General features: G+C 75.8%; 16 protein-coding genes. 10 read left to right on the top strand and 6 right to left on the bottom strand.

Going from position 1 to position 16,000, the window contains the following annotated elements:
• Positions 1 to 43 precede the first annotated feature (43 nt).
• The 3 genes from QWJ41_RS02115 to QWJ41_RS02105 all read left to right on the top strand — a co-directional run bounded on the left by QWJ41_RS02115 (position 44) and on the right by QWJ41_RS02105 (position 3,666).
• Entirely contained in the window at positions 44 to 1,330 is a 1,287-nt protein-coding gene (locus tag QWJ41_RS02115; RefSeq protein WP_302705521.1) for an isochorismate synthase, read from the top strand.
• 174 nt (positions 1,331 to 1,504) lie between these two features.
• Complete coding sequence (locus QWJ41_RS02110) at positions 1,505 to 2,803, top strand: aryl-sulfate sulfotransferase (RefSeq protein ID WP_302705520.1); 1,299 nt, start codon at positions 1,505 to 1,507, stop codon at positions 2,801 to 2,803.
• Positions 2,800 to 3,666, top strand: a complete 867-nt coding sequence (locus tag QWJ41_RS02105; RefSeq protein WP_302705519.1) for a hypothetical protein — start codon at positions 2,800 to 2,802, stop codon at positions 3,664 to 3,666. The genes QWJ41_RS02110 and QWJ41_RS02105 overlap by 4 nt, the downstream gene beginning before the upstream one ends.
• Before the next feature lie 64 nt (positions 3,667 to 3,730).
• On the opposite strand, the gene QWJ41_RS02100 is transcribed toward QWJ41_RS02105, so the two are convergent.
• Positions 3,731 to 4,375, bottom strand: coding sequence for an MBL fold metallo-hydrolase (locus tag QWJ41_RS02100; protein ID WP_302705518.1), 645 nt, complete (start codon positions 4,373 to 4,375; stop codon positions 3,731 to 3,733).
• Here QWJ41_RS02100 and QWJ41_RS02095 point away from each other — a divergent pair.
• Genes QWJ41_RS02095 through QWJ41_RS02080 form a run of 4 tightly spaced genes read left to right on the top strand, consistent with a single transcriptional unit; the run spans position 4,374 to position 7,747 of the window.
• Positions 4,374 to 5,054: a LysE family transporter gene (locus QWJ41_RS02095; protein WP_302705517.1), complete on the top strand. Its 681-nt coding sequence runs from the start codon at positions 4,374 to 4,376 to the stop codon at positions 5,052 to 5,054. The two genes, QWJ41_RS02100 and QWJ41_RS02095, sit on opposite strands and share 2 nt — an antisense overlap.
• Complete coding sequence (locus QWJ41_RS02090; RefSeq protein WP_336623270.1) at positions 5,051 to 5,605, top strand: GNAT family N-acetyltransferase; 555 nt, start codon at positions 5,051 to 5,053, stop codon at positions 5,603 to 5,605. The genes QWJ41_RS02095 and QWJ41_RS02090 overlap by 4 nt, the downstream gene beginning before the upstream one ends.
• Positions 5,602 to 6,834, top strand: a complete 1,233-nt coding sequence (locus QWJ41_RS02085; RefSeq protein ID WP_302705516.1) for a cytochrome P450 family protein — start codon at positions 5,602 to 5,604, stop codon at positions 6,832 to 6,834. The genes QWJ41_RS02090 and QWJ41_RS02085 overlap by 4 nt, the downstream gene beginning before the upstream one ends.
• Before the next feature lie 52 nt (positions 6,835 to 6,886).
• A complete protein-coding gene (locus tag QWJ41_RS02080; RefSeq protein ID WP_302705515.1) occupies positions 6,887 to 7,747 on the top strand; it encodes an NmrA family NAD(P)-binding protein in 861 nt (286 codons plus the stop codon).
• On the opposite strand, the gene QWJ41_RS02075 is transcribed toward QWJ41_RS02080, so the two are convergent.
• The 4 genes from QWJ41_RS02075 to QWJ41_RS02060 are packed head-to-tail and all read right to left on the bottom strand — an operon-like array spanning position 7,744 to position 13,299.
• Positions 7,744 to 9,615 carry a Na+/H+ antiporter gene (locus tag QWJ41_RS02075; protein WP_302705514.1) on the bottom strand — a complete coding sequence of 624 codons (1,872 nt, stop codon included), beginning with the start codon at positions 9,613 to 9,615 and terminating at the stop codon, positions 7,744 to 7,746. The two genes, QWJ41_RS02080 and QWJ41_RS02075, sit on opposite strands and share 4 nt — an antisense overlap.
• Positions 9,616 to 9,640: 25 nt before the next feature.
• A complete protein-coding gene (gene menD / locus QWJ41_RS02070; protein ID WP_302705513.1) occupies positions 9,641 to 11,272 on the bottom strand; it encodes a 2-succinyl-5-enolpyruvyl-6-hydroxy-3-cyclohexene-1-carboxylic-acid synthase in 1,632 nt (543 codons plus the stop codon).
• Complete coding sequence (locus QWJ41_RS02065; RefSeq protein WP_302705512.1) at positions 11,265 to 12,254, bottom strand: o-succinylbenzoate synthase; 990 nt, start codon at positions 12,252 to 12,254, stop codon at positions 11,265 to 11,267. The genes menD and QWJ41_RS02065 overlap by 8 nt, the downstream gene beginning before the upstream one ends.
• A gap of 1 nt (position 12,255) precedes the next feature.
• Positions 12,256 to 13,299, bottom strand: a complete 1,044-nt coding sequence (locus QWJ41_RS02060) for an AMP-binding protein (protein ID WP_302705511.1) — start codon at positions 13,297 to 13,299, stop codon at positions 12,256 to 12,258.
• Between the two features lie 36 nt (positions 13,300 to 13,335).
• Here QWJ41_RS02060 and QWJ41_RS02055 point away from each other — a divergent pair, with 36 nt between their 5' ends.
• From QWJ41_RS02055 to QWJ41_RS02045, 3 genes are read left to right on the top strand one after another with little or no spacing between them, the layout of a single operon-like run.
• Positions 13,336 to 14,622 (top strand): MFS transporter, encoded by a 1,287-nt coding sequence (locus QWJ41_RS02055; protein ID WP_302705510.1) that lies wholly within the window; start codon positions 13,336 to 13,338, stop codon positions 14,620 to 14,622.
• A gap of 29 nt (positions 14,623 to 14,651) precedes the next feature.
• Positions 14,652 to 15,524, top strand: a complete 873-nt coding sequence (locus QWJ41_RS02050) for a 1,4-dihydroxy-2-naphthoate polyprenyltransferase (RefSeq protein WP_302705509.1) — start codon at positions 14,652 to 14,654, stop codon at positions 15,522 to 15,524.
• Between the two features lie 37 nt (positions 15,525 to 15,561).
• Positions 15,562 to 15,696 carry a hypothetical protein gene (locus QWJ41_RS02045; protein ID WP_302705508.1) on the top strand — a complete coding sequence of 45 codons (135 nt, stop codon included), beginning with the start codon at positions 15,562 to 15,564 and terminating at the stop codon, positions 15,694 to 15,696.
• Between the two features lie 24 nt (positions 15,697 to 15,720).
• On the opposite strand, the gene QWJ41_RS02040 is transcribed toward QWJ41_RS02045, so the two are convergent.
• Complete coding sequence (locus QWJ41_RS02040) at positions 15,721 to 15,981, bottom strand: DUF4229 domain-containing protein (RefSeq protein WP_302705507.1); 261 nt, start codon at positions 15,979 to 15,981, stop codon at positions 15,721 to 15,723.
• Positions 15,982 to 16,000: the final 19 nt, after the last annotated feature.

The raw sequence follows: 16,000 nt of genomic DNA, 5'->3' as shown, positions 1-16,000 counted from the left end.
CGCGGGCTCCGGGAGCGGCCGTGCGCTGAGTACCCTCGACCCCGTGACGACCAGCGCGAGCCCCGGACCCCAGGGCGCCATCGACGCTCCCCTGGTGGCGCGCACCGTGTCCGTCGACGTCTCCGAGCTCGACGCGCTGGGCTCGCTGCTCGACCTGCTGCCGCCCGACCACCCGGTCAGCTGGCTGCGCCGCGGCGAGGGCCTGGTCGGCTGGGGCTGCGCCGCGCAGGTGCGCACCGCGGGGCCCGCCCGCTTCAGCGACGCCGCCAAGTGGTGGGAGGAGACCACCGCCCGCTCGGTGGTGCGCGACGAGGTCGAGGAGCCCGGCACCGGGCTGGTCTGCTTCGGCACGTTCGCCTTCGCCGACGAGCCCGGCGACTCGGTGCTGCAGGTGCCCTCGGTCGTCGTGGGCCGCCGTGGCGACCGCGCCTGGATGACCGTCGTGGGCCGGGGCAGCCTCGAGAACCTCGAGCCGCGCCTGTCCCCCGCCGTCGCGCCCGACGCGCCCGCCGGCATCACCTTCGCCGACGGCGCCCTGAACTCCGAGGAGTGGATGTCGGCGGTCGCCGACGCCGTCTCGCGCATCGGCGGCGCCGACCTCGAGAAGGTCGTGCTGGCGCGCGACCTGGTGGCCACCGCCGACGAGGACGTCGACGTCCGGTGGCCGCTGCAGCGTCTCGCGGCGGCGTACCCGATGTGCTGGACGTTCCACGTCGACGGCATGTTCGGCGCCACCCCCGAGATGCTGGTGCGCCGCGAGCGCGGGCTGGTGACCTCGCGGGTGCTGGCCGGCACCATCCGCCGCACCGGCGACGACGAGCGCGACCTGGCGCTGGCCGCCACCCTGGCGCGGTCGTCGAAGGACCTCGAGGAGCACGAGTACGCCGTGCGCTCGGTCGCCGACGCGCTCGAGCCGCACTGCTCGTCGATGAACGTGCCCGAGGCGCCGTTCGTGCTGCACCTGCCCAACGTGATGCACCTGGCCACCGACGTCGCCGGGGTCGTCCACGACGCCCAGACCGTCTCCTCCCTCGACCTCGCCGCGGCGCTGCACCCCTCCGCAGCCGTCGGCGGCACCCCCACCCCCGAGGCGACCGCGCTGATCACCGAGATCGAGCGGATGGACCGCGGCCGCTACGCCGGGCCCGTGGGCTGGATGGACGCCAGCGGCGACGGCGAGTGGGGCATCGCCCTGCGCTCGGGCACCGTCGACGGACCCAGCGTGCGGCTCTTCGCCGGCTGCGGCATCGTCGCCGACTCCGACCCCGAGGCCGAGCTGGCCGAGGCCCAGGCCAAGTTCGTGCCGGTGCGCGACTCCCTCGCCACCTGACCCGGCCCGATCTTCCCGCCCACCCGGCCCAGACCTCCCGCTGACCCGGCCCCAACCTCGCGCTGACCCGGCCCGTATCTCGCGCCGAGCCGGCCCGGACCGGCAGGTCTCGAGGTGGTCTCGACGGCGCTGTTCTGTCCGACAGCGCGATCCGGCCCACTTACCCTCGGGGGCATGCGTCTCGGTCCTGCCACCCTGTCCGCTGCCGTGACCCTGGCGCTCCCGCTGGGCCTGCTGGCCGCTCCCGCCGGTTCCGCCGCCCCTGCGGGATCGACCGCCCGGGCCGCCGAGCCCGAGCACTCCCTGCGGGTCATGGGCAAGGAGGTGGGGAGCTACCCGTCCTTTGACCCGGCCGTGCACCGCTACGCCGCGACCACCACCGCGGCGACCGGTGGCCGGCTCACCGTGGCAGCCGCCAGCAGCGACCCGGGCGCCCGCGTGTACGTCGACGGCGCGCTCGAGCTCGACGGCCGAGCCCGGGTCACCGGGCTGGAGGAGGGCGACGAGGTCACCGTCTGGGTGGACGACAGCGCCGGGCGGGCTGCGTACTCGATCGTCTACCTGCCGGTGGAGTTCCCCGAGATCGAGGTGACCACCACGCCGGAACCGGGCGCGGTCGCCGACGGCAAGGTGCTCCTGACGCTGGACCGCTGGATCTCGGAGTCCGACAGCTACGAGGTGGCGATGGATCGCCACGGGGTGCCCGCATGGGTGCGCACCACCGATGGCGGCGCGTCGATGGACCTCAAGGAGGTGCCGGGCGGCTACAGCATCTTCCGCCAGCCCACGACGAGCCCGGGTCGCACCGGGTCGAGGCTGGTGCGGCTCGACGAGCAGTTCCGCGAGGTCGCGGCGTACGAGACCGTGGGCCTGGTGGACACCGACGGCCACGACGTGGCCTGGCAGGACGACGGCAGCGCCTACCTGATGGCCTACGAGCCCGACGAGCGCTCGGGCGAGAAGCTCATCGGCGCGGTGCTGCAGCACGTGAGCGCCGAGGGCGAGGTGCTCTTCGAGTGGGACGCCGCCGACCACGTCGACCGGGCCGTCGAGGGCACCGCCGGCACCGATCCCGACTGGGCGCACGTCAACTCCGTCGAGGTGATGGACGACGGCGACCTGCTCGTCTCCTTCCGCCACCTCAGCGCCGTCCTCAAGATCGCGCGCACCGCCCACGACGGCTTCGCCGAGGGCGACGTCGTGTGGCGCCTCGGCGGTCGCCGCAGCGACTGGAGCTTCCCCGACGACGAGGCGGGAACCGGCCCCTGCGCCCAGCACACCGCCGCCGAGACCGACAGCGGCAGCATCGTCCTCTTCGACAACGGGTCGGCCTCGTTCACCCACAACGGCACGCTCTGCGTCGACCAGGCCGACCCCGACGGGCCGACGGTCCCGCGGCTGTGGAGCCGGGTCACGGAGTACGAGCTCGACGACGCGAGCGGCGAGGCCGCACCGTCTTCGAGCACCGGGTGACCGAGCCGACCGACCACCTCGCGATCTTCGCCGGCTCCTCGCAGCGCCTGGCCAACGGCAACACCCTGGTCGGCTGGGCCGCCGAGCGGCGGGTCATGGCCAGCGAGGTCGGCCGCGACGGCGAGGTGCTGTGGTCGGTGCGCGACGCGAGCAACCCCACCGACCGGGCGTTCTTCAGCTACCGGGCAGCGCTGGGCGCGGTGCCCGACGCCACGCCACCCACGGTCGAGCCCGCTGCCGAGGCCGTGGTCGGTCTGGGCGCCGAGCTCACCGTCGGCGTGCTGGGCGTGCGCTGCGCCGACCGTGGCGGGTCGGGGCTGGTGGCCTGTGAGGTGGGTGACGCCGTCTCGGACGAGCCCGGGGAGCACCGGGTGGCGGTCACCGCCACCGACGGCGCCGGTCTCACCTCGACCAGCACCGTGGCCTACCGGGTGCGCGACAGCAGGGCCGACGCCGCGGTCGGGCCCCGCGCCCGCGACCTGCGCGGCGAGGGCACCACCGGGTCGTGGCGACGCCAGAAGGTGCGGGCCGACCTGCGCCGCACCGGCCAGCAGCAGCGGCTGCTGGTGCGGCTGCGCCACGAGGCGGGCGTCGCCGACCGGGTCGCGGTCAGCGGCACGGGCAGCGCCGACGGCTTCAAGGTCCGCTACCGCTTCCGCGGGGAGGACGTCACCGGCGCTGTGCGGCGCGGCACCTGGCGCAGCCCCGCGATCGAGCCCGGCGGGCACGCCGACCTGAAGGTCGTCGTACGCCGTCGTGGTGCGGCCGAGGTGGGCGACCGGTTGGTCGTTCGGGTCGACGCGACCGCAGGGCTCGGCAGCGGGGCGGCCGACCACGTGGGCGTGGTGGTGCGGGCCCGCTAGCCCCGTGGGTTCGGGCCGGGTCGGCGCGAAGTTCGGGCCGGGTCGGCGGGAAGTTCGGGCCGGGTCAGAGGTCGGCGCCGTCGGCGCGGCGGACGAACTCGAGGCCGTCGGCACCCAGGAACCGGCCGAAGTGCTGGTCGACGATGCCCAGGGCGAGGTCGGAGTAGACCTTGTCGTGGATCGCCAGGGTGCGCGGGGCGGCGACCGAGCGGGCGAACTCGATGCCCTCGGCGATCGCCATCCACGGCGCGCAGACCGGGGCCAGCAGCACGTCGACCGGCTCGCCGGGGCCCGTCAGGGCGTCGCCGGGGTGGAAGACCCGCTCGGAGCCGCAGGTCAGCAGGTAGCCGGAGTTGTCGAAGTGCGGCAGGTCGGGGTGGATCACGGCGTGCTTCTCGCCCACCACCCGCACCGGCACCCCGGCCACGTCGAGGGAGTCGCCGGGGGCCACGACGGTGACCCGCTCGAGCAGGTCGGGGGCCTGCTCGCCGATGCGTGCAGCGACCGCCGCGATCGTCCAGATCGGGGCGTCGGCGGCGCGCAGCGCCTCGGGCGTCCAGTGGTCGGGGTGCTCGTGGGTGACCAGCACCCCGGCCGCGCCGTCGACGGCTGCGGGGGCGTCGGGGGTGAACGCGCCCGGGTCGAGCACCAGCGCGGTGCCGTCGTGCTCGACGCGGACGCAGGAGTGGCCGAACTTGGTGATCCGCATGCGTCCCACCGTAAACGGCTGGCGCCGGCTCACGGCCGCTGCCAGGATCGCCGGCGTGCTCGACGTCGCGGTCTCCGGTGCCCTGACCGGCCTCGCGATCGCGGTGCCGGTCGGAGCCGTGGGCGCTCTCCTGGTGACCCTGGCCTCGCGTGCCGGTTGGCGGGTCGGCGCCGCAGCGGCGCTCGGGGTCGCCTCCGTCGACGGGGTGTACGCCGCTGTCGCGGTGCTGGCCGGAGCCGCCGTCTCGACCGCGCTCGTGCCGATCGCCGGGGCGCTGGAGGTCGCGGCCGGGCTGGTCCTGCTCGGGGTGGCCGCCCTGCTGGCGCTGCACGCGCTGCGACCGGAGCGGCCCGGCGCTGCTGCCGCCCAGCAGGCCCGGCGCGAGCCCGGCCCGGGAGCGGCGTACCTGCTCTTCCTCGGCATGACCGCGCTCAACCCGACGACGCTGGTCTACTTCGCCGCCGTGGTGCTGGGCAACCGAGACCTCGTCGACGGGGCCACGGAGGGCGCGGTGTTCGTGGCCGCGGCGCTGGTGGCCTCGGCGGCCTGGCAGCTGGTGCTGGCGACCAGCGGTGCGCTGCTCGGCCAGGCGCTGAGCGGGCCCCGGGGCCGGCGGCTCAGCGGCCTGGTGGCGGCCGCCACGGTGGGGGGCCTGGCGCTGCATACGATGCTCGGGTGAGCACGCAGCGGGAGCCGGTGCGGCCGGCGGAGGCCGGCGACGCCCGGCTGCGCCCGGCCGCGGGGCCCTCCGACGCCGAGGCCCTCGCTCACCTGCACCTCGACGTGTGGGAGGACGCCTACACCGGGCTGATGCCGGCGCAGGTGCTGGCCGAGCGGCGCGCGCGGCCCGAGGAGCGGGTGGCGTCGTGGCGCCGGGTCCTGGCGGCCCGGGCCGCGGCCCTCGATGCCGATCCGGACGCCGAGCCGGTGTGGCTGGCCGAGGACCCCACCGGGCTGGTCGGCTTCGCCTCGGCCGGGCCGGGTCGCGACGAGGAGCCGGGCCTGCCGGTCCTCGAGCTGAGCGCCCTCTACGTACGGGCCCGCTGCTGGGGCACCGGGCTGGGGCACCGGCTGCTGGTCGCCACGCTGGGCGAGCGGGCGGCGTACCTGTGGGTGCTGGCCGGCAACGACCGCGCGACCGGCTTCTACGAGCGGCACGGCTTCGTGCTCGACGGGGCGGCCGACGACAGCGACGAGCACGGTCGGCACCTGCGGATGGTGCGCCGATGAGCACGCCGGCGACCTCCGACGTGCCCTGGCTCGACCTGGCCGACCCCGGCTTCGACACCAACGGCGAGCAGGTGCACGCCGCGCGCGAGCGCTCGTGGTGGGCGCGCACGCCGTACGGCGCCGCGGTGCTGCGCCACCAGCAGGGTGCCGCGCTGCTGCGCGACCGGCGCTTCGTGCAGGGCAACGCGCGGTGGCCGGAGCAGAACGGCATCCACTCGGGCCTCTTCCACGACTGGTGGGCCGAGACGCTGCTGAGCCTCGAGGGCGAGGACCACCACCGGGTGCGCCGGCTGCTGCTGCCGGCCTTCCGCAAGCGCTCGATCGAAGCGATGCGGCCCTCGTTCACCGCGCTGGCCGAGGAGCTGGTCGACGGCTTCGCCGGCCGCGGGCGCGTCGAGCTCGTCAGCGAGCTGGCCGAGCCGTACGCCGCCCGGGTGATCTGCCGCCTCCTCGGGTTGGACGAGGACCACTGGCCGCAGGTCGCGCACTGGGCCGACGACCTCGGCGCCTCCTTCTCGACCGACGTCGCGGCGCAGGTGCCGCGCATCGAGGCCGCGCTCGACGGCCTCAGCGGCTACCTCGCCGACGTGGTCGCGGACCGACGGGCCGCGCCGCGCGACGACTTCCTGACCGCGCTGGTGGGCGCGGCCGACGCGCCACCGGACGGCGAGGCCGGCCTGAGCGACCACGAGCTCTCGGTCGCCCTGGTCTTCCTGGTCTTCGCCGGCATGGAGACCACCCGCAACCAGCTGACGCTCGCGGTGCGCACCCTGCTGCGCCACCCCGCCCAGTGGCGGCTGCTCGCCGGGCGCCCCGACCTGGGCGCGGCCTGCGTCGAGGAGGTGATGCGGGTCGACCCCACCGTCACCTGGGTGACCCGCGAGGCGCTCGAGGAGGTCGACCTCGGCGACGGTCTCGTGGTGCCGGCCGGCGGCGTCGTGCAGGTGCTCTCGCACGCCGCCGGCACCGACCCGGTCGCCGCAGCCGGCGGCGCGACCGGCCTCGACCTCGAGGCCGCGGCGCGCGGCGAGCGGGTGCTGCACACCGGCTTCGGCGCCGGCATCCACCACTGCCTGGGCCACTACGTCGCCCGGGTCGACATGGCCGTCGTGCTGCCGTTGCTGGCGGCCCGGATGCCCGACGCGGAATGCGACGGGCCCGGCGAGTGGTTGCCTGCCTCGGGCAACACCGGCGCGGTGTCGTTCCCGCTGCGGTTCACCCCCACCTGAGCCCACCCCGACAGTCCAGCCCGTCCGTCCCGCACCGACCGCGAGGAGACCCATGACCACCATCGCCATCACCGGAGCCACCGGAGCCCTGGGCGGGCGGGTGACCTCCCTGCTCGCGGGCGCCGACATGCGTCTGGACCTGCGGCTGCTGGTGCGCGACGCCGCCCGCGCCCCCGACGTCGACACCGACGTGCGGGAGTGCACGTACGCCGACCACGACGCCGCGCTGGCGGCGCTGCGCGGTGTCGAGACCCTGTTCATGGTCTCGGCCCACGAGGGCCCGCAGCGCCGCGAGGAGCACCGCACCTTCGTCGCAGCCGCCGCCGAGGCCGGGGTGCGCCACGTCGTCTACACCTCGTTCGTGGCCGCCGGCCCCGACACCACCTTCACCCTGGGCCGCGACCACCACGACACCGAGCAGGCCATCGCCGGGAGCGGGATGGCCCACACGTTCCTGCGCGACAACTTCTACCTCGACGTGCTGCCCGGCTTCGCCGACGCGGACGGCGTGCTGCGCGGTCCGGGCCGGCGCGGGCGGCTCTCGGCCGTGGCCCGCGACGACGTCGCCGACGCGGCCGCGGTGGTGCTGCGCGACCCGGCCGACCACGCGGGGGCGGCGTACGACCTGACGGGGCCGGAGGCGCTCGGCCTCGACGAGGTCGCGGCGCGCGCCGGCGCGGTGCTCGGGCGCGAGCTGCGCTACGTCGAGGAGGGCGTCGAGGAGGCCTACGAGTCGCGGCGCGCGGGGTGGCCCGACGCCGAGCAGTGGCAGCTCGACGCCTGGGTGAGCACCTACACCGCGATCGCCGACGGGTCGCTGGAGCGGGTCAGCCCCGACCTGGAGCGGCTGCTCGGCCGCGCCCCGCGGACCCTCGAGCAGGCCCTCGAGCGGGCCCCTGAGCAGCGCGGCTAGCTCGTGACGTGGTGCACGAAGCACCAGCGCCAGTGCTCCCCCGGCTCGGCGGACTGCATCACCGGGTGGGCGGTGTCGCGGAAGTGGGCGGTGGCGTGCTGGGCCGGTGAGGAGTCGCAGCAGGCCAGGTGGCCGCACTCCAAGCACTGGCGCAGCGCCACCCAGGACGTGCCGTCCCTGAGGCAGTCCTCGCACACGCCGGCGTCGCTGGTCTCCACGGCCCAGGTGGCCGCGAGGTGGGCACAGCTCTCGAGCGGCGCCGGGCGCAGGCCCACCGGCTCCTCCTGCTCGTGCTGGGGCAGCACCCGGTCGATCAGCGACTCCTCGACGTCGAGCATCGCCAGCACCTCGGCGACCACCACCGAGTCGACCCGGCCCGAGCTGCGGATCTCGAGCACCCGCTCGCGCTCGGCGGCGATCATCGCCACCCGCACCCGGGCGTAGAGCTCGCTGGGGGTCTCCTGGCCCGGGGTGGTGCCCAGCCGCTCCCAGGCGGCGAAGTTGCGCTGGTCGATGCGCTGGCGGACCAGGTCGAGGACGCCGTGCGGGTCCTCGTGCGCCTCGTCGGCCTCGATCTGCGCCAAGGTGGCGAAGCCCGCCTTCGAGGCCTGCTGCAGCAGCGTCGCGCGGGCCAGGGCGTCGTCCATCGGGTCGGGCGAGGGCACCCGCAGCCGGCGCGCCAGCCAGGGCAGGGTCAGCCCCTGCACCAGCAGGGTGCCGGCCACCACGGTGAAGGCGATCATCAGCAGCACCTCGCGGTGCTCGACGTCGGAGGGGATCACGAACGCCGCGGCCAGGGTGACCACCCCGCGCATCCCCGCCCAGCCGACCAGGAGCGTGTTGCGCCACGTCGGGCGCACGCGTACGCCGTCGGGGCCGGGCTGCAGCAGCACGACCCGGGCCGCGGCGACCCACACGACGCGCAGCACGACGACGGCCACCAGGGTGGCGCCGCAGACCAGCACCACCCGGCCCAGGCCGAGCTCGCTGCGGCCCACGTCGTCGACGAGGCGGGCGGCCTGGAGGCCGATCAGCAGGAAGACCACGTTCTCGAGGACGAAGGCGATGGTGCGCCAGTTCATCCGCTCCGCGATCCGCGACGAGGCCGTCTGCAGCACCGGCGAGCGGTGCCCCAGCAGCAGCCCGGCGACCACGACCGCGATCACGCCCGAGGCGTTGATCGCCTCGGCGAGCACGTAGGCGGTGAAGGGGGTGACCAGCGAGATCGCGGTGTCGGTGAGCGGGTCCTCGACCCGGCGGCGTACCCAGGCGATGACGAGGTAGAGCAGCGCCCCCGCCGCCACGCCGCCCCCGGCCGCGAGCGCGAAGTCGAGCCCGACGCCGACCGCGCTGATCCCGGCGCCGCCGGCGGCGATCGCGGTGCGCAGCGAGACCAGGGCGGTCGCGTCGTTGAGCAGCGACTCGCCCTCGAGGACCGTCACGATGCGCCGCGGCAGGCCGATCCGGCGCCCGACCGCGGTGGCGGCGACCGCGTCGGGCGGCGCCACGACCGCGCCGATCGCGAGGGCGCCCGGCCAGCCGACCCCGGGCAGCAGCGCGTGCACCAGCACCCCCACCCCGACGGTGGTGAAGACGACCAGGCCCACCGAGAGCAGCAGGATCGAGCGCCGGTTGGCGTTGAAGTCGACCAGCGAGGTCTGGATGGCGGCGGCGTAGAGCAGCGGGGGCAGCAGGCCGACCAGCACCACCTCGGGCGACAGGGTGATCTCGGGGACGCCCGGCACGTAGGAGCCCGCGACGCCGACCACGATCAGCACCAGCGGCGCGGGCACCTCGATCCGGTCGGCCAGCGCGGTGATGACGAGCACGGTGACCGCCAGGGCGATGAGCAGCAGGGCGATCTCCACCCCCCGATCCTCCCACCCGCGCGGGTCAGGGGCGCAGCGCGCGGATCCGCTCGTCGAGCGCGCGGCGGTCGTGGCGGCGCACCCGCGCCTCGACGACCTCGATGCCGCCGTTGGGCGAGGCCAGTGCCTGCTCGAGCTCGGGCAGGCTGTCGACGCGCCAGTGCGGGGTGCGGGTCGCGGCGCACAGCGCGGCCAGGTCGACGGCGTGCGGGGTGGCGAAGAGGCGCTCGAACCGGTCGGCGTGCGCGGGGGCGCCCTGCTCGAGCATCGAGAAGATCGACCCGCCGTCGTCGTTGACGACCACGATCGTCAGGTCGGGCTCGGGCTCGCCGGGGCCCAGCACCAGCCCGTTGGCGTCGTGCAGGAACGTCACGTCGCCCATGAGCGCGAGGGCCCGGCTGCTGGCGGGCCGGCCCAGCGCCGCCCCGATCGCGGTGGACACGACCCCGTCGATGCCCGACAGCCCGCGGTTGGCCACCACCTTGCGGCGCGCACCCACCCGCCAGCCGTGCAGCATCAGGTCGAGGTCGCGGATCGGGCTCGAGGCGCCCACGTGCAGCAGCCCCTCGGGCGGCAGGGCGCGCGCGACCGCGCCCGCGACGTCGTACGGCGTCAGGCCGGGCTCGGCGCCCAGGAGCGCGTCGAGCTGGCGCGAGACCGAGCGGTCGGCGGCGAGCCAGGCCTCGAGCCAGGCCGGGTCGGCGCCCTGCTGGTCGGGGTGCGGGGCCGCGCCCTCGAGGTGGGTGTCGACGGCGAAGGGGCGCTCGGCCCACACCCCGCGGGCGGGCGCGGCCAGCACTTCGACGTCGTCGCGGCCCAGCAGCCGGGTCACCGGCCGGCTCAGGGTCGGGTGCCCGGCCACCACGACCCGCTCGATGCTGCGGCCCAGGTCGGTGTCGAGGAGCAGGCGGTAGGCGCGCAGCGCGTGGGTGCCGGTGCGCGACCCGCTCGAGGGCTCGGCCAGCAGCGGCCACCCCGCCGCCTGGGCCAGCAGCCGTGCCGGCGGTCCGGCGTCGTCGCCGGCCACCACCACCGTGCGCGGCCCGGGGTCGAGCGGGCTGTGGTGGGTGGGCCAGCGCGGGCCGTCGGCGTCGTGGCGGGTCGTCGTCGCCAGGTCCTCGGCGTCGAGTCGCCAGGGCGCGGCGGGCAGCAGCGGCTCGTCGAGGCGCACGTTGAGATGGATGGGCCCGTCGTCGAGCCACAGCATCACCCAGTCGGGCGGGCCGTCGGCGCCGACGTCGCGGGTCTCGACGAGGGGCCCGAAGATCCCGACCTGCTCGGTGGTCTGGTTGGCGCCGGTGCCGGCGAGCCGCGCCGGCCGGTCGGCGGTGACGACCACGAGCGGCACCCCGGCGTGGGCGGCCTCGAGCACCGCGGGGTGCAGGTTGGCCACCGCGGTGCCGGAGGTGCACACGACGGCGGCGGGCGCGCCGGTGCGCGAGAGCCCGAGCGCCACGAAGGCGGCCGAGCGCTCGTCGATGCGGGTGTGCAGGCGCAGCAGGCCCGCGGCGGCGGCGTCCCAGACGGCGAAGGAGAGCGGCGCGTTGCGCGAGCCTGGCGCCACCACGACGTCGCGCACCCCCGCGCCGAGCAGGGCGGCGACCACGGCTCGGGCGGTGCGGGTCGCGTCGTTGTCCCGCTCGTGCTCCTCAGCCACGAGCCCGATCCTCCCGCACGCGGGACGCGTGGGACACCCGGGCCAGCCGCGCCCGCCAGTGCTCGACCCGCGCCGGGTCGGCGGCCAGGCGCTCCAGGGCTGCCGGCGCGACCGCGGGCCGACCGACCCGCAGCACCCCGCCGACGGGCAGCAGCGGCTCGTCGGCCACGTCGTCGGTGAGCAGCTGCACCGTGGCCAGCCCGCAGGCGTGCGGCAGCTCGGGCAGGGCGGCGGCCAGGGCGACCCCGGCCGCGATCCCCACCGAGCTCTCCAGCGCCGAGGAGACCACCACCGGCAGCCCGATGTCCTCGGCGATGCGCAGGCAGGCGCGCACCCCGCCCAGCGGCTGCACCTTGAGCACCGCGATGTCGGCGGCCTCGAGGTCGCGCACCCGGTAGGGGTCGGCGGCGCGTCGGATCGACTCGTCGGCGGCGACCGGCACGTCGACACGGCGGCGCACCAGCGCGAGGTCCTCGACGGCGGCGCAGGGCTGCTCGACGTACTCCAGCCCGCCGGCGGCACGGTCGTAGCGCGGCAGCGAGGACACCGCGGTGTCGACGTCCCAGAGCCCGTTGACGTCGATGCGCACCCGCCCGCCGGGTCCGTCGGCGTCGAGCGCCGCACGCACCGCCTCGAGGCGGGCCAGGTCGTCGGCCTCGTCCTGGCCGGGCTCGGCGACCTTGACCTTCGCGGTGCGGCAGCCGCCGCGGCGCACGATGGCGTGCGCGGTCTGCGCGTCGACGGCCGGCACGGTCACGTTGACGGCCACCTCGTCGCGCAGCGGCGCGGGCCAGTCACCCGCGGCGGCCTCCTCGGCGCAGCGCAGCCAGGGCTGGGCGACCACGTCGTCGTACTCCAGGAAGGGCGACCACTCGCCCCAGCCACCCGGCCCGCGCAGCAGCACGCCCTCGCGCACGGTGATGCCGCGGAAGCGGGTGCGCATCGGGATCGCGAAGACCCGCAGGTCGCTCGGCTCGTCCACCTCAGCCACCCCCCTCGGCGGCCATCGCCCGCAGCGCGACCCGGTCGGGCTTGCCGTTGGCCAGCAGCGGCAGGGCCTCGAGGTCGACGACCTGGCGCGGCGCCCACGACCGCGGGTGCGCGTCGGCGACCCAGGCGCGCAGCTCGTCGAGCGCCACCGGGCCGGTGGCGCCGACCACGAACGCGACCAGCCGGCCGCCCCACTCGTCGTCGGGCACCCCCAGCACCTCGGCGGCCGCGACGCCGGGGTGCTCGCGCAGCCGGGCCGCGACCGCGGGCGCCGGCACGTTGACCCCGCCGGTGACCACCACGTCGTCGAGACGTCCGAGCACCTGCAGGCGCCCGTCGTCGTCGAGGCGCCCGGCGTCGGAGGTGTGGAACCACCCGTCGACCAGCACCTCGGCCGTGAGCGCCGGGTCGCCGTCGTACCCCGCGAAGAGGGTGGGCCCGCCCAGGCGGATCCGTCCGTCGGGACCCAGCGCCATGCCGACCCCGTCGAGCGGCACCCCGTCGTAGACGCAGCCCCCGGCGGTCTCGGCCGAGCCGTACGTCGCGACCACGTGCACCCCGGCCGCGGCTGCCCGCTCGCGCAGCGACGCGTCGATCGGCCCGCCGCCCAGCAGCACGGTGTGCAGCGACGCGAGCGCCGCGGTGTCCTCGGGGTCGTCGAGCGCCCGGTGCAGCTGGGTCGGGACCAGCGAGACGAACCCGTCGACCCCGGCCGGCAGCGCGGCGACGGCCGCCGCCAGCGAGCCGTGCTCCTCGACCAGCACCGGCTCGTGGCCCGCGACCAGCGAGCGGGCGACCACCTGCACCCCGGCGACGTACGACGCCGGGAGCGCCAGCACCCACGCGCCGGAGGCCCCGAGGCGGCGCGCGGAGGCCGCCACCGAGGCCAGCACCGCGGCGCGCGGAAGCACGACCCTCTTGGGCCGTCCGGTCGACCCGGAGGTCTCCACCACCCATGGCGCCGGCTCGTCGGGCGCGCCCAGCCAGGCCCGCAGCGACGCCACCGCGTGACGTGCGCCACCGGGCCCGATATCCATGCGACGAACGCTAGCCGGGCGTGGTCTCATCCTCCGGTGCCGACCCGTCCCAGCTTCCTGCAGCAGTTCGTCCCCCCGACCCCGCTGGCGGGCAAGCTGTCGGTGCAGTCGGTGCTGTTCGCGGTCGGCGACGGCGCGTTCATCACCGCCAGCGCGGCCTTCTTCCTGGTCGTTGTCGGCCTCTCGCCGGCGCAGGTCGGCATCGGCATCACCGTCGCCGGCGTGGCCTCCTTCCTGGTCGCGGTGCCCGCCGGCAAGCTCGCCGACCGGATCGGGCCGCAGCGGCTGTGGGCGATCGGCGCGGTCGGCACCGCCGCGACGTACGCCACCTGGCCCTGGATCGACGGCTTCGTCGCGTTCCTGGTCGTCAGCGTGGTGCTCGAGGTGGTCAACTCCACCGGCGGGGCGGCGCGCGGCGCCTACGTGCTCGACGTGCTGCCGCGCGCCGAGCGGATCGGCTCGCAGGCCTACATGTACGCCGCCACCAACCTCGGGTTCACCGTGGGCGCCGGCCTGAGCTTCGTCGCGCTCGCCTTCGAGGGCGACACGCTGCTGACCGGTCTGCCGCTGCTGACCGCGGCGCTGAGCCTGGTCAACGGCTACTGGATCACCCGGCTGCCCAAGGCCCCGCACAAGGAGCGCCCCTCGCCGCTCGAGACGGCCATCACCGCCGCCGTCGACGAGACCGAGGCGCCGCGCACCGTCCCGGGCGCGCTGCGCAACCCCGGCTACCTGCTCACCTCGTTCTTCAGCGGCGTGTTGATGACCAACCAGGTGCTGCTGCACACGGTGATCCCGCTGTGGCTGCTCTCCGAGACCGACGCACCCCGGGTGCTGCTCGCGGCGCTCTTCGCCACCAACACCTTGATGTGCATCGTGCTGCCGATGGCCGTGGCCCGCACCGTGACGGGCCTGCCGACGGCCCTGCGCGCGGCCCGGGTCAGCAGCGCGTTCTTCGTGCTGGCCTGCATCATCACGATGGTCACCCGCGACACCCTCGGGTGGCAGACCATCGCCCTGATGTGGGCCGGACACATCGTCGTCACCTTCGCCGAGCTGTTCCTCTCGGCCGCGAGCTGGGCCTTCGAGTCGGAGCTCTCCGACCCCGACCGGCGTGGCGAGTACCAGGGTGCCGGCAACCTCGGCGGCACGCTCGGCTTCGTGTGGGCCCCCGCCGCCTACACGTGGCTGGCGCTGAGCTGGGGCACCCAGGGCTGGCTGGTGATCGCCGCGATCATCCTGGTCGCCGCCGTGGCCATCCACCCCTCCGCGCGGATGGCGCAGCGCTTCCTCGAGCGCCACGAGCTCGACCCGGCCCGCTGAGGACGGCGCGGCCGGTGTTGAATCGTCCGGTGACAGCTCCCGCCCAGTGGCTCGCCGGCGCCCGCCCCCGCACCCTGCCCGCCGCCGTCGCGCCGGTGCTCGCCGGCACCGCCGTCGCGGCGTACGTCGACGAGCCGGTGTGGTGGAAGGCGCTGCTGGCCCTCGTGGTCAGCCTGGCCCTGCAGGTCGGGGTCAACTACGCCAACGACTACTCCGACGGGGTGCGCGGCACCGACGACGACCGGGTCGGGCCGATGCGGCTGGTCGGCTCGGGCGCCGCACCCGCGGCCGCGGTCAAGCGGGCCGCCTTCCTCGCCTTCGGCGTGGCCGCCGCGGCCGGGCTGGTGCTGGCCGCCACCACCGCCTGGTGGCTGGTGGCCGTCGGCGCGGTGAGCGTGCTGGCCGCCTGGTACTACACCGGCGGCGACAAGCCCTACGGCTACCTGGGCCTGGGCGAGGTGATGGTCTTCGTCTTCTTCGGCCTGGTCGCGGTCGTGGGCACCACCTACGTGCAGACGCAGACCTTCGAGCCCGCGGCGCTGGCGGCCTCGGTCGGCATCGGCGCGCTGGCCTGCGCGATCCTGGTGGTCAACAACCTGCGCGACATCCCCACCGACACCCTCGCCGGCAAGCGCACCCTCGCGGTGCTGCTCGGCGACCCCCGCACCCGCGCCCTGTACGCCGCCCTGGTCGCGGCCGCAGCGCTGGCCGTGGTCGGCGTCGCCGCACTCACCACCTGGTGGGCGCTGCTGGGCCTGGGCTTCCTGGTCGCGGCGCTGCCGGGCCTGCGCACGGTCGGCGGCGGCGCCACCGGCCCGGGGCTGGTGCCGGTGCTGCAGGCCACGGGCACGGCCGAGCTGGTGTGGTCGGTGCTGGTGGCCGCGCCGCTGCTGGTGCTCTGAGCCGCCCCGGCCCCCGCCCGCGGGCTAGGCTCGGGTCATGAAGTTCCTGCTGCTCATCATCGTGATCGTCGCCATCGTCGCCGCCTGGCGGATGCGCAGCGTCCTGCTCGGCAAGGTGCTGGGCCAGTCCTCGGGCCGGGTCGACCGGCACCTGGGCCGCAAGAAGCACTGAGCCGGCGCTGTCACGGGCTGCGCGTCAGTCGACGTCCTCGCGCGACCTGCGCTCCTCGAAGCGCTCGCCCGCGCGGCGGGCGCGGGCGTCGACGCGCTGCGCGAGCGCCTCGCGCGGCGCGTTGAGCAGGTAGAACGACCCGATCCCGCTGAGCACGAAGGCGATCACGAAGACGCCGAGCAGGTTGGCCTCGCCGGCCACGAGCAGCCAGATGCCGCTCACGACCCCGAGCGAGGCGAGGAACAGCACGATGCGCAGACCGGTGTAGACAGCGAACTCCTTCACCCCTCCAGGGTAGGTCGTC

The sequence above is a fragment of the Nocardioides cremeus genome (genome assembly GCF_030518195.1).
GTDB lineage: Bacteria > Actinomycetota > Actinomycetes > Propionibacteriales > Nocardioidaceae > Nocardioides > Nocardioides cremeus.
This window is presented reverse-complemented; position numbering and strand designations above follow the sequence as displayed.

What these genes read in the sequence shown, in the direction of transcription:
- QWJ41_RS02110 (WP_302705520.1), top strand. Translation starts at nt 1,505, where the DNA reads ATGCGTCTCGGTCCTGCCACCCTGTCCGCTGCCGTGACCCTGGCGCTC.
- QWJ41_RS02095 (WP_302705517.1), top strand. Translation starts at nt 4,374, where the DNA reads ATGCGTCCCACCGTAAACGGCTGGCGCCGGCTCACGGCCGCTGCCAGG.
- QWJ41_RS02100 (WP_302705518.1), bottom strand. Translation starts at nt 4,375, where the DNA reads ATGCGGATCACCAAGTTCGGCCACTCCTGCGTCCGCGTCGAGCACGAC.
- QWJ41_RS02085 (WP_302705516.1), top strand. Translation starts at nt 5,602, where the DNA reads ATGAGCACGCCGGCGACCTCCGACGTGCCCTGGCTCGACCTGGCCGAC.
- QWJ41_RS02080 (WP_302705515.1), top strand. Translation starts at nt 6,887, where the DNA reads ATGACCACCATCGCCATCACCGGAGCCACCGGAGCCCTGGGCGGGCGG.
- QWJ41_RS02060 (WP_302705511.1), bottom strand. Translation starts at nt 13,299, where the DNA reads ATGGATATCGGGCCCGGTGGCGCACGTCACGCGGTGGCGTCGCTGCGG.
- QWJ41_RS02045 (WP_302705508.1), top strand. Translation starts at nt 15,562, where the DNA reads ATGAAGTTCCTGCTGCTCATCATCGTGATCGTCGCCATCGTCGCCGCC.